General features: G+C 61.7%; 14 protein-coding genes and 1 other RNA gene. 9 read left to right on the top strand and 6 right to left on the bottom strand.

The window, feature by feature from the left end; translation table 11 throughout:
* Positions 1–24 precede the first annotated feature (24 nt).
* From NEZ08_RS19220 to ssrA, 5 genes are all read right to left on the bottom strand, one after another.
* Complete coding sequence (locus tag NEZ08_RS19220; RefSeq protein ID WP_298110341.1) at positions 25–309, bottom strand: ribbon-helix-helix domain-containing protein; 285 nt, start codon at positions 307–309, stop codon at positions 25–27.
* Positions 306–494, bottom strand: coding sequence for a DUF4169 family protein (locus NEZ08_RS19215; protein WP_298110338.1), 189 nt, complete (start codon positions 492–494; stop codon positions 306–308). The genes NEZ08_RS19220 and NEZ08_RS19215 overlap by 4 nt, the downstream gene beginning before the upstream one ends.
* Positions 495–929: 435 nt before the next feature.
* A complete protein-coding gene (gene fumC, locus NEZ08_RS19210; protein WP_298110336.1) occupies positions 930–2,354 on the bottom strand; it encodes a class II fumarate hydratase in 1,425 nt (474 codons plus the stop codon).
* 49 nt (positions 2,355–2,403) lie between these two features.
* Positions 2,404–2,910 (bottom strand): SspB family protein, encoded by a 507-nt coding sequence (locus NEZ08_RS19205; protein ID WP_298110333.1) that lies wholly within the window; start codon positions 2,908–2,910, stop codon positions 2,404–2,406.
* Positions 2,911–3,059: 149 nt separating this feature from the next.
* Positions 3,060–3,438: a transfer-messenger RNA gene (gene ssrA, locus NEZ08_RS19200) on the bottom strand.
* Positions 3,439–3,719: 281 nt separating this feature from the next.
* On the opposite strand from ssrA, the gene NEZ08_RS19195 reads away from it, so the two are divergent.
* The 9 genes from NEZ08_RS19195 to NEZ08_RS19155 all read left to right on the top strand — a co-directional run bounded on the left by NEZ08_RS19195 (position 3,720) and on the right by NEZ08_RS19155 (position 11,322).
* Positions 3,720–4,313, top strand: coding sequence for a chromate transporter (locus tag NEZ08_RS19195; protein WP_298110330.1), 594 nt, complete (start codon positions 3,720–3,722; stop codon positions 4,311–4,313).
* Positions 4,310–4,846, top strand: a complete 537-nt coding sequence (locus tag NEZ08_RS19190; protein ID WP_298110328.1) for a chromate transporter — start codon at positions 4,310–4,312, stop codon at positions 4,844–4,846. The genes NEZ08_RS19195 and NEZ08_RS19190 overlap by 4 nt, the downstream gene beginning before the upstream one ends.
* Positions 4,847–5,016: 170 nt before the next feature.
* Positions 5,017–5,811 (top strand): thymidylate synthase, encoded by a 795-nt coding sequence (locus NEZ08_RS19185; RefSeq protein ID WP_298110326.1) that lies wholly within the window; start codon positions 5,017–5,019, stop codon positions 5,809–5,811.
* Positions 5,808–6,302, top strand: coding sequence for a GNAT family N-acetyltransferase (locus NEZ08_RS19180; protein ID WP_298110324.1), 495 nt, complete (start codon positions 5,808–5,810; stop codon positions 6,300–6,302). Before NEZ08_RS19185 ends, NEZ08_RS19180 begins: the two co-directional genes overlap by 4 nt.
* Before the next feature lie 107 nt (positions 6,303–6,409).
* Entirely contained in the window at positions 6,410–6,922 is a 513-nt protein-coding gene (locus tag NEZ08_RS19175) for a dihydrofolate reductase (RefSeq protein ID WP_298110321.1), read from the top strand.
* A gap of 163 nt (positions 6,923–7,085) precedes the next feature.
* The gene (gene hflK / locus NEZ08_RS19170; protein WP_298110318.1) at positions 7,086–8,237 is read left to right on the top strand and encodes an FtsH protease activity modulator HflK; all 1,152 of its coding nucleotides are present in this window, start codon (positions 7,086–7,088) and stop codon (positions 8,235–8,237) included.
* Positions 8,234–9,151, top strand: coding sequence for a protease modulator HflC (gene hflC, locus NEZ08_RS19165; protein ID WP_298110314.1), 918 nt, complete (start codon positions 8,234–8,236; stop codon positions 9,149–9,151). Before hflK ends, hflC begins: the two co-directional genes overlap by 4 nt.
* Positions 9,152–9,221: 70 nt before the next feature.
* Positions 9,222–9,422 carry a DUF2065 domain-containing protein gene (locus NEZ08_RS19160; protein WP_298110311.1) on the top strand — a complete coding sequence of 67 codons (201 nt, stop codon included), beginning with the start codon at positions 9,222–9,224 and terminating at the stop codon, positions 9,420–9,422.
* Positions 9,423–9,822: 400 nt separating this feature from the next.
* Positions 9,823–11,322 carry a Do family serine endopeptidase gene (locus NEZ08_RS19155; protein ID WP_298110308.1) on the top strand — a complete coding sequence of 500 codons (1,500 nt, stop codon included), beginning with the start codon at positions 9,823–9,825 and terminating at the stop codon, positions 11,320–11,322.
* Positions 11,323–11,534: 212 nt separating this feature from the next.
* On the opposite strand, the gene NEZ08_RS19150 is transcribed toward NEZ08_RS19155, so the two are convergent.
* Positions 11,535–11,867, bottom strand: coding sequence for a hypothetical protein (locus NEZ08_RS19150; protein WP_298110305.1), 333 nt, complete (start codon positions 11,865–11,867; stop codon positions 11,535–11,537).
* Positions 11,868–11,962 lie beyond the last annotated feature (95 nt).

Raw genomic sequence — 11,962 nt, 5'->3', positions numbered from 1 at the left:
AGCTTCGTCAGTTCCCGTGCCGCTTCAGGTGCGCGGCTGGGTGGGACCGTCGTGGCGAGGGTTTGATTCCATCGCCGCCGGTGCAGCGGCTTGCGCGCGGGTCCTAAAATAATCCAGCACAAAGAGCCGGATCGCCGAAGACAGATTGCCTTGTTGACGGTTGCTGTCGATCTCGCCGACCAGCTCGGACAGCGTGATGTTCCGCAGGCCCGAGATTTCCTTCATCCCGTTCCAGAACGCTTCTTCCAGGCTGACGCTGGTCTTGTGTCCAGCGACCACGATCGACCGCTTCACGACGGGCGACTTCATGATGCTTCTCCGCCGTCGATGCGATGCTGATCGAGCAGCTCGCGCGTGCGCTTGTTGCGCGCCTCGTCGCGGCCGCGTTCGGTTTTCGTGCGGCCGAACCGCGCGCGATTGGTGGCGGCATCCTGCTCGGAGCGGTCGCGCGCCGCGCGCTTCTTGAACTGCTTGAGATTAACGACCTCACCCATGCCGGCCTCCGTCACGCAATTCCGATCGTCGCTGCGACGGTGCAATCAATCGACGAAAGCGGGAAGGTTCGCCTTGCATACAAATTCGAGGGAGATGTGTAAGCCAGCTCGATCCTCATCTATCAATTCCTCATTATGCAGCTTGATCGCAAATGTCGCGGTTCGATTTTCGAAATAAATTTTGCTCTCGTGGAGTGGATTTGACATTCGCTACTCACCGCGCCGAAGACGCTCGCTGCGAATGTCAATTGTCGGCTAGCGGTCCTTCGATTCTAACATTGGCAAAAGTGCCTGCTGAAAAGGGGGTGCAAATGTCACAATTGAACCACTAGCACGGGCGAACGCCGCCGTAAAAGACAATGAAGCATAATTCTTCGGCCAGATAAATTCTCCAAGCATAAAAAGCAGCGGCGCGCTGCATGGTGCCCTGCGCGTTCATCCAGGGTGAGTCATTTCGCGCGGCCTCACCAGACGCTCGAACTCTTCTGCGGAAACAAACCCAAGCCTGATCGCCTCTTCCTTCAAGGTTGTACCGCGCCCATGCGCGGATTTGGCTACTTTAGCGGCATTATCATAGCCGATCTTCGGTGCGAGTGCCGTCACCAGCATCAGCGAACGCTCCATCAATTCGTGAATGCGTTTCTCGTCGGCCCTTATGCCCTCGACGCAGTGCTCCGTAAAAGAACGGGTCACGTCCGTCAGCAGTTGTATGGAATTCATCATACAATATGCCAAGAGCGGCTTATAGACGTTCAGCTCGAAATGGCCCTGGCTGCCGGCGGTAGTGATGGCGGTTTGATTGCCGAAGACCTGGCAGCACACCATGGTGACGGCTTCGCACTGTGTCGGGTTGACCTTGCCGGGCATGATCGAGGAGCCTGGCTCGTTTTCAGGCAGGATGAGTTCGCCGAGGCCGGAGCGGGGGCCCGAGCCGAGGAAGCGAATGTCGTTGGCGATCTTGAACAAGCCGGTCGCCGCTGCATTCAGCGCGCCATGCACGAATACATAGGCGTCGTTGGCTGCGAGCGCCTCGAATTTGTTGACCGCGCTCGTGAAGGGCAGGCGGGTGAGCTTCGCGGCTTGGCGGGCGAAGGCTTTTGCAAACCGGGGCTTCGAGTTCAGCCCGGTGCCGACCGCGGTGCCGCCTTGCGCCAGCGGATAAAGCTCCTTCAGCGCGACGCGGATCCGAGCAATGCCGTGCTCGACCTGCGCGGCATAGCCGGAAAATTCCTGGCCGAGCGTCAGTGGCGTCGCATCCTGCGTGTGGGTGCGGCCGATTTTGACGATGCGGGCGAACGCCTTCTCTTTTGCCCGTAGTGCACGATGCAGCATCGTCAGCGCCGGCAACAGATCGTGCGTGATGGCAAGTGCGGCGGCAATATGCATGGCGGTCGGGAACGAGTCGTTGGACGACTGGCTCATATTGACGTGATCGTTCGGATGCACCGGCGATTTTGCGCCTCGCTTGCCGCCCAGCAGTTCGTTGGCGCGATTGGCGATCACTTCGTTGAGGTTCATGTTGGTCTGGGTGCCGGAGCCGGTCTGCCAGACCACCAGCGGAAAGTGATCGTCCAGCCGGCCATCGATCACCTCGCGCGCGGCGCGGATGATGGCCCGCGCGCGGCGCTGGTCCAGCAGGCGGAGCTCACGGTTGGTTTCGGCCGCGGCGAGCTTGACGATACCGAGGGCGCGAATGATCTCGATCGGCATCCGGTCGTGGCCGATGCGGAAATTCTGCCTGCTCCGTTCGGTCTGCGCGCCCCAATAGCGGCTGGCATCGACCTCGATCGCACCGAAACTGTCGGTTTCGGTGCGTGTTGCGGTCGATTTTGACGGGGACGAACGTTTCGGGCGGGCCATAAATCCTACCTATGGACTGTCGGCGCCGTAAGCGAGTGGGTAGCGGGCGTTATTTCTTGCGGAAGCGGTCGAGACGAACCACCTCGGCGCCCTCGGTGGGCTTTTCCGGCCCGTCCCTGGTTTCCTTCTCGGGCGCCGGCAGAGCGGACGGCGGAGACGAAGGCGCAGCCGGACTTCCTTCCGCGGCGGCGGGCTCCGCATCACCCATCTCGAATTGCAGACCGAACTGCACCGAAGGATCGAAGAAGCTCTTGATGGCGCTGAAGGGAATGACAAGGCGCTCGGGAACGCCGCCAAAGGACAGGCCGACCTCGAAGCGATCCTCCGTCACCACCAGATCCCAGAACTGGTGCTGGAGAATGACCGTCATCTCTTCCGGATACTGCGCGAGCAATCGCGGCGACAATTTCACCCCCTCGGCGGTCGAAGCAAAGGTGATGAAGAAATGGTGGTCGCCCGGCAGGCCGTGCTCGGCGGCATCCGCCAGCACGCGACGCAGTACCCCGCGCAGTGCGTCGCGGGCCAGTACGTCATATCGGATGTGATCGGTCGCCATGATCGGTCCTGTCGCAGGATTTATGTCTATCTCCCGTGGAGGCCGGCTGCCGCCGCGCCCGACTCGGGACGGGTTCCCAGCATCGTACCCTGCTTGAACGCGGAGGTCAGCAGCCCGGAAGCCGGGACGAGGAAGGGTCATAAAAGGAAAGTGGAGGCTTCTGTTGCCAGGTGCCTCCGAACCCCGCCTAGCGGAGCTTAACCCGCCAGGACTTTAAAGTGGTCTTTCAAACTGCGTTACGCAGCCTGAGCAACCGGAGCATAGTTGTCGTTTGCAACTATTGCATGGCCCGATATCGGCGGAACCATACCGAGAAAAAACACGCCCTTTACGCCCTCGTCGATCCTATTTCGCCCCCGCCGAAGCCCGCCGGACATGATTTTTGGCAGGCTTTTTCTTTGGCAGGCTTTGGTGGAGGCGCCGGGTACTGCCCCCGGGTCCGAATGGTTTATTGCGACGGTCATTTATTTCCATAGCCGGCAAGCCGGCATCTCCAATATAGGGGGCAAAGGTTGAGAAAGACAGTGCTGCAAAATCAATTGAAACACATGATTTTGAGGAAACCGCGCCTCAGGGAGTCCGGTTTTGCGGTTCAAAAGTCGCATTTTTGCCGCTGCCGTCACGCGGACCACCAAAGCGAAACCGGGTCAACAAATGGGCTAGCTGTGGATTCAATAGGCTAGTTGTGGATTCCGAGGTTCGCAAAGGCGAGTCGCAAAACCGGACGAACTTCGGTGTCGGACCACCAGGAAAGGTGGATATGCCGGAATAAGGGTTGGCCGCCTCGGAGCCTGCCTTTAAATGAGGCCATGCCCCCGGATTCGTCATCAGCCGCCCTCGCAGCGCCGGATATCTCGACCTCGCCCCCCAGTCTGCTCACGCTTTTCATCGCCTTCGCCAAAATGTCGCTGGCGGGCTTTGGCGGCGTCCTGGTGTGGGCGCGGCGCGGCATCGTCGACCAGCACAAATGGATGACGGCCGACGAGTTCAACGAAACCTTTGCGCTCTGCCATTTCCTGCCCGGGCCCAACATCGTCAACCTGAGCTTCGTGTTCGGCTCGCGGCTGCGCGGCCTGCCGGGCGCTGTTGCCGCCTTCTCCGGGCTGGTCGGTCCGCCCGCTCTGATCATGGTCGTTATGGGTGTGCTCTACCACCGCTATGGCGATATCGATGCGCTGCGCCGTATTCTTTCCGGGGTCGCTTGCGCGGCCATCGGGTTGATGCTCGCCGTGGTCTTCCGGATGATGACGCCGCTCTTGAAGCGGCGCGACGTGATTGCGCTCTTGCTCATGGTCGCGGTCTTCATTGCGATCGGCATCGCCCGCCTGCCGCTGGCGGCCGTGCTGCTGGCCGCGATCCCGATCTCGATCGCAATCACCTGGTGGATGCGGAGGGCGGCATGAATTCTGATTCCAATCCCGTCCTCACGCTGGCCTGGACTTTCGCCGCGATGTCGCTGTTTGCGGTCGGCGGCGCCAATTCGGCGATTCCGGAAATGCACCGTGTCGCCGTCGACGTGAACCACTGGCTCTCCGACCAGCAATTCACCGACGTCTATGCGATCGCGCAACTCTCGCCCGGGCCGAACGTGTTGATCGTGACCCTGATCGGCTATTCGGTCGCCGGGCTGCTCGGTGCATTGGTCGCCACCGTTGCGATGTGCGTGCCGACAGCGGTGCTGGCCCTGATTGTCAGCCGCTTCCTGACGCGTGCGAGCCAGGCGCGCTGGCCCGGCATTGTGCAGGCCGCACTGGTGCCGCTGTCGATCGGGCTGATGGGCGCAAGCGGCTTCATTCTGGCGCGTACCTCCGACCGGACCGTGGTCGCGGTCCTCGTCACCGTCGGTGCCGCGATGCTGGCTTCCGTAACCAGGCTGAACCCGCTCTGGATGCTTCTCGCCGGCGGCTGCGCCGGCTTTGCCGGCCTGATCGGATAAGGAATCGACGGACGCCTCGCTGGTTCCCGCCTTGCCGAGGCCCGGCCGAATGCTCACTTTTCAGGGTATAAAGGCGAATCGCCGTAGGTAAGCCCGCGCCTGACCGCTAAAAGTTCGCCTTTAAACCTGCGCCGTGAGGGCCGGCACCACCCTCGGAACGCCACAAGACCATGATCCAGTATCACGACCTGCTCGAACGAATCCTGGCCGACGGCGTCGAAAAGTCCGACCGCACGGGCACCGGCACGATCTCGATCTTCGGTCACCAGATGCGCTTCGATCTGGCGGCGGGCTTTCCGATGCTGACCACCAAGCGGCTGCCGCTGAAGGCGATCATCCATGAGCTGCTCTGGTTCCTGAAGGGCGATACCAACGTCAAATATCTGCATGACCATGGCGTCACGATCTGGGATGAATGGGCCGACGCCAATGGCAATCTCGGTCCGGTCTACGGTTCGCAATGGCGCTCATGGCCCGCGCCTGACGGGCGCAAGATCGATCAGATCGCAAACGTGATCGAGATGATTCGGACAAATCCGGATTCGCGGCGGCTGATCGTCAGCGCGTGGAATCCGGCCGAAATCGATCAGATGGCGCTGCCGCCGTGCCACTGCCTGTTCCAGTTCTATGTGGCGAACGGCAAACTCTCCTGCCAGCTCTACCAGCGTTCGGCCGACGTGTTTCTGGGCGTTCCCTTCAACATCGCCTCCTACGCGCTGCTCACCATGATGGTGGCGCAGGTCACGAGGTTGAAGCCAGGTGAATTCGTGCATTCGTTCGGCGACGTGCATCTTTATTCCAACCACGTCGAGCAGGCGCGGCTGCAATTGACGCGCGCGCCACGATCCCTGCCGACCATGAGGATCAATCACGACGTGAAGGATATCTTTGCCTTCCGCTTTGAAGACTTTGCGCTCGAGGGCTACGATCCGCATCCGCACATCAAGGCCGAGGTCGCGGTGTGAGTCTGGAAATTCGTCGTGCGCACCCGGATGAAGCAGGCGTGGTGCTCGCGCTGGTCCGTGAACTCGCCGAATATGAAAAGCTCTTGCACGAGGTCGAGGCGACCGAGGCGATGATCGCCGATGCGCTGTTCGGCGCCCATCCGCGGCTGTTCTGCGAGATCGCGGAATGGAACGGCGAGGTCGCGGGCTTCGCCGTCTGGTTCATGAATTTCTCGACGTTCGCCGGCCGGCCCGGACTCTATCTTGAAGATCTGTTCGTGCGGCCGACGCTGCGCGGCAAGGGAATCGGCAAGGCCCTGCTGTCGCACCTCGCCAGGGAGTGCGTGGCGAACAACTGGTCGCGCCTGCAATGGGCTGTGCTCGACTGGAATACGCCGTCGATCGAGTTCTACAAGTCGCTTGGCGCAGTGCTGGTTGACGATTGGACCATTTGCAAAGTGGCCGGCCCTGCGCTCCACGCGCTCGCGGAAGGAGCACGCCAGTGGAGCTGATTGTACGCTCGCTATCCATAGGTCGCGCGCTGGACGAGCAAATTTCAAATCCGTTTGTAAAAGGTGCCGCGGAGCAGGGACACGAATGTTAGGATCGGACCACTAGTATGCAGATCGTGCTCATCGTCGCCGTCGCCGATAATGGCGTGATCGGTGCGGAAGGCGCGATCCCGTGGCGGCTCAGGACCGACCTGATGCGCTTCAAGGCGCTGACGATCGGCAAGCCGGTCGTGATGGGCCGCAAGACCTTCCTGTCGCTGCGCCGTCCCTTGCCCGGGCGTACCAACATCGTGATGACGCGGGATGCGGCCTTTCGCGCGAGCGGCACGGTCGTCACGACGTCGCTGGGCCAGGCGCTGGACGTTGCGAGGGGTGACGCGCTGCGGCGTTTCGCCACTGAAATCGCCGTGATCGGCGGGGCGGAGATCTACGCCCAATGGATGGCTTTCGCCGATCGCCTGGAGGTGACCGAAGTTCATATCGCTCCTCCCGGCGACACTCGTTTTGGGCCAATCGACAGGGCCAGCTGGGACGAGGTGACGCGGACCGAACACCCAGCCGGTCCCGATGACAGCGCGGCTTTTTCCTTTGTCACTTATCGCAAGCGAAGGCTGAATTAACCGCAACGGCGAATGTTTACATTGACAATCGGGGCCTTCGACATAGCTCTGCCGGGCCAAAGGCGCGCGTTGTAAGGGCAGGTGCCGTCCCCTATAAAGCCCCACGTGGCCGCATGCCGGGCAGGGGCTTGACCGTTCCCCGAAGGCCTTGAAGGAGATTTGTATGGCGTGGAAGAATCAGGGCGGAGGTCCCTGGGGTTCGGGTCCGAAGGGACCATGGGGCTCCGGACCGCAGCCGACCGGTGGTGGGCCCAGGCCGCCCGACCTCGAAGATCTTCTCCGCCGCGCCCAGGACCGCATGCAGCAGTTTCTTCCCGGCGGTTATTTCAGCGGGCTTGGCATTGCAATTGCGCTGCTGGCCGTCCTCGCGATCTGGGGTTTTTCCGGGCTATTCCGCGTTCAACCCGATGAACTCGGCGTCGTGCTCCGCTTCGGCAAGCATGTGCGCACCGTCGGCCCCGGGCTGAGCTATCATCTGCCTTATCCGATCGAGACCGTGCTATTGCCGAAGGCGCTGCGCGTCTCCACGCTCAACATCGGATTTTCCACCGACGGGACAGCGCGGCGCGGCCGCGAGGTCCCGCGTGACATCCCCGAAGAAAGCCTGATGCTGACCGGCGATGAGAACATCGTCGACGTCCAGTTCACCGTACTCTGGCGGATCAAGCCGAACGGTGCCGCCGATTATCTCTTCAACATCCAGAACCCCGAAGGCTCCGTGAAGGCGGTCGCCGAAAGCGCGATGCGCGAGGTGGTCGGCCATTCGAACATTCAGGGCATCCTGACCAATGACAAGGACAAGATCCAGCTGGAGGTTCAGGAATTGATGCAGCGGGTGCTCGACGGCTACGGTTCGGGCATTCTGGTGCAGCAGTTGCAGATGGGTAACGTCAATCCGCCGAACCAGGACGTCATTCAGTCCTTCAACGACGTGACGAACGCCAAGACCGAGCTCGAGAGCCTGCAAAACCAGGCGCAGACCTATGCCAACCAGGTTGTGCCCGGAGCACGGGGCCGCGCCGCGCAGATCATCCAGGCCGCCGAGGGCTACAAGCAGCAGGCGGTCGCCGAGGCCAAGGGCCAGAGCGCGCGCTTCCTGAAGGTCTACGAGGAATACAAGAAGGCCCCCGATGTCACACGTGAGCGGATCTATCTGGAGACGATGGAGCGCATTCTCGGCAATTCCGACAAGCTCATCTATGACGCCGGACCATCAGGACAGGGCATCGTGCCGTATCTGCCGCTGAACGAACTGACGACGCGGCAGGGATCACAAGGTCCGGCGGCGCAGCAAGGCCCGGGAGGCGTGCGATGAGGTCTCCCGTCACCGGTATCATGGTTCTGCTGCTTGTCCTGCTGCTGCTCGTCGTCGGTTACAGCTCGGTTTTCACCGTGCAGCAGACCGAACAGGCGCTTGTGGTTCGCTTCGGGGCCCCCGTTCAGGTCGTCACCGATCCCGGCCTGCATTTCAAGGTGCCGTTCACTGACGCCGTTATCCCGATCGACAAGCGCATCCTCGACCTGGAGAATCCGGCACAGGAAGTCATCGCTTCCGACCAGAAGCGGCTCGTGGTCGATGCCTTTGCCCGCTATCGCATCAAGAACGCGCTGCAATTCTACCAGAGCGTCGGCACCATCCAGGCTGCCAATCTCCAGCTTACCACGCTGTTGAACTCGGCGCTGCGCCGTGTGCTCGGCGAAGTTACGCTGATCCAGGTGGTGCGTGACGAGCGCGAAGCCTTGATGGGGCGAATTCGCGACCAACTCGACAAGGAATCCGGCAACTACGGCATTCAGGTGGTCGATGTGCGGATTCGGCGCGCCGACCTGCCCGACCAGAACAGCCAGGCGGTGTATCAGCGCATGAAGACCGAACGGCAGCGTGAGGCCGCCGAGTTCCGCGCCCAGGGCAACCAGAAGGCGCAGGAAATCAGGTCAAATGCCGACCGTGAGGCGACCGTGATCGTCGCCGAGGCCAATTCGAAGGCCGAGCAGATCCGTGGCGAGGGCGATGCCGAGCGCAACCGCCTGTTTGCCGAGGCCTACAGCAAGGATCCGGATTTCTTCGCGTTCTATCGCTCGATGACGGCCTATGAAACGGCGCTCAAGAGCAACGACACGCGGCTCCTGCTGCGGCCGGATTCGGATTTCTTCCGCTTCTTCGGCGGCGCCGGCGGCAAGCCGCCGAAGCCTCCCGAGGCAGCAGCGGCAGCGCCAGCAAAGCCGTGATGACGTGATTATAAGGGCGAAGCCATGCCGCTTCGCCCGTGAAAAAGTTCAAGCGGGAGGTTTCCATCCGATGAGGTCCATAGCGTTCGCCGACTTCCTCATCGGTGTGGGAATCCTGCTTGTGATTGAAGGTCTGATGTTCGCAGCCGCTCCCCTTTGGCTGAAGCGGGCGATGAAGAGCGCGCTGGAAACGCCCGATCATATCCTCAGAGCGGCCGGCATCGGCTCGGCCGTCGTGGGCTTGTTCCTGATCTGGCTGATCCGCCGTTAACATATGTTCGTTTTCCGGCTGGGCGGCGCGACAAGATTGATGTTCAGTTTTGCCCCGGGCACGAGACCTCCAGACGCCCAGTGGCGCGTCATCGACCCCGAATGATGAAGTGGATTTGGGTTGTCGATGCGGGCTTGTTGCGCAGTGTCCGTTTTTCGCCGAAATGGTCAGTTCAAATGCTTGCGCGGCCAACCCTTCGGGCGCACTCTGTTTCGAAGTTCGTGCTCAATTGCGGCAACCAGTTTCACGAATTTGCGAAACGATCACTCCGGTGAACCCTTAATCCTGGTGCCGCCTTCCAGTTGAAGTCCCTGATGGAATACGCGGTTTGCGATGCAGGAACTTCAACCAGGCGGCCTGTGGCCGCTCAACTTTGCGCGTTCGGCGAGAGAGAACCGATATGACCGTAGTAACCACAGCCTTGCGTCATGGCCTGCGCCCCGTGCTGGCGGCGGCATGGCTCGGGGCGGCGACGCTTTTGATCCCGGCCGCGCCGGCCCTTGCGCGCGGGCCCGACGGGATTGCGGACGTTGCCGAGAAAGTGATCGATGCGGTGGTCAACATTTCGACCTCGCAAACCGTCGAGGCCAAGGGCGGTCCGGGCGAGCGCCGGGACGCGGTCCCGCAGCTGCCGCCGGGCTCGCCCTTCGAGGAATTCTTCGACGATTTCTTCAAGAACCACCGCGGCGGCCAGCGGGGCGGCGACCTGCAGCCGCACAGGACCACCTCGCTCGGATCCGGCTTCATCATCGACACCTCAGGCATTGTGGTGACCAACAATCACGTGATTGCCGACGCCGACGAGATCAACGTGATCCTGAACGACGGCACCAAGATCAAGGCCAATATTGTCGGCATCGACAAGCGCACGGATCTGGCGGTCCTCAAATTCAAGCCGCCGCATCCGCTGACGGCGGTGAAGTTCGGCGATTCCGACAAACTGCGTCTCGGTGAATGGGTGATCGCGATCGGAAATCCCTTCAGCCTCGGCGGCACGGTGACCGCGGGTATCGTCTCGGCGCGCAACCGCGACATCGCGAACGGTACCTACGAGAACTACATCCAGACCGATGCCGCCATCAATCGCGGCAATTCGGGCGGCCCGCTGTTCAACCTCGACGGCGAAGTGATCGGCGTCAACACGTTGATCATCTCGCCGACCGGCGGCTCGATTGGCATCGGCTTTGCGGTGCCTTCCAAGACCGTGGCGGGCGTGGTCGATCAGCTCCGGCGGTTCGGCGAATTGCGCCGCGGCTGGCTCGGCGTGCGTATCCAGCAGGTGACCGATGAGATCGCCGAAAGCCTGAACATCAAGCCCGCGCGGGGCGCGCTGATAGCGGGCGTGGACGACAAGGGGCCGGCGAAGCCCGCCGGCATCGAGCCGGGCGATGTGGTCGTCACGTTCGACGGCCACGACATCAAGGACCCGAAGGACCTGTCGCGCATCGTCGCCGACACGCCGGTCGGCAAGCAGGTCGACGTCGTCGTTATCCGCAAGGGCCAGGAGCAGACCAAGCAGGTCACGCTCGGCCGGCTGGAAGACAACGACAAGCCGCAGCCGGTTGCCGCGAAGTCGGCTCCGGATTCGGAAAAGACGGTCACGCAAAAGGCGCTCGGACTCGACCTCGCCAATCTGAGCAAGGACCTGCGCAACCGCTACAAGATCAAGGACAGCATCAAAGGAGTCATCGTCACCGGTGTCGACAACTCTTCGGATGCCGCCGGCAAGCGGATATCGGCCGGCGATGTCATCGTCGAAGTCGCGCAGCAGGCGGTCGCGAGCGCCGCCGATATCAAGAAGCGCATCGAGCAAATGAAGAAGGACGGCAAGAAGTCCGTGGTTCTTCTGGTCTCGAACGCCGACGGTGACTTGCGCACCGTCGAGCTGAGCATGCGGTAGGAGCCGCGACTGGTCGTCATTGCCCGGGCTCGGTCTGCCTGCGAGGCTGGAGCCACTTCGGCCTGGGCATGCGCCCGGCGATCCCTATTCGGCAGGAACTTTTGCAGGTTTTGATGGATGCCCCGGGCCGGGCGGCACGGGGATCCGAACGCCACGGCCTTTCGGTGAGTAACAAGCGGCTCCGGTATACTGTCATCACCCGCTTTCGCGGGTCATGACAGTTGAGCATGCGGCTTCCGTAAATGCCTGTCCCAGTTATGTACCGCGCCGACGGTGCTGTGATCGGCCTCGCTCACTTTGCGGTGTCGCGGCGTGAGTACGGCGAGCTGATGCGGCGAAGCAGGCATGCCGTTACGCGCCAGCGCCGGTGTCGCTGCCTGCTCCTGGATGCCTGCCGAACCCATCACGGACACCTGCAGCGGTGTGGCTGGGAACGAAGAGACTCCGAATGTGGGAAGTTCAGCAGCCCCTGCGGCAGCGCTTTCCAGCACGGCGAAGGCGAGAACGGTGGTTGCGAGAACGGTCTTGGCGAAGGGACGTTGCATGGGAGAGATCCTTTGGATTCGATGTTGCGACCGCATGTTCTGCGACCACGTTTCGGCTCCTTGGACTCTCCCTGACTTAGTTTGAACTATACCAT

Source organism: Bradyrhizobium sp. (assembly GCF_027451485.1).
Classification (GTDB): Bacteria; Pseudomonadota; Alphaproteobacteria; order Rhizobiales; family Xanthobacteraceae; genus Bradyrhizobium.
The sequence above is the reverse complement of the archived record's forward strand: the minus strand, read 5'-3'. Positions and strand labels throughout refer to the sequence as shown.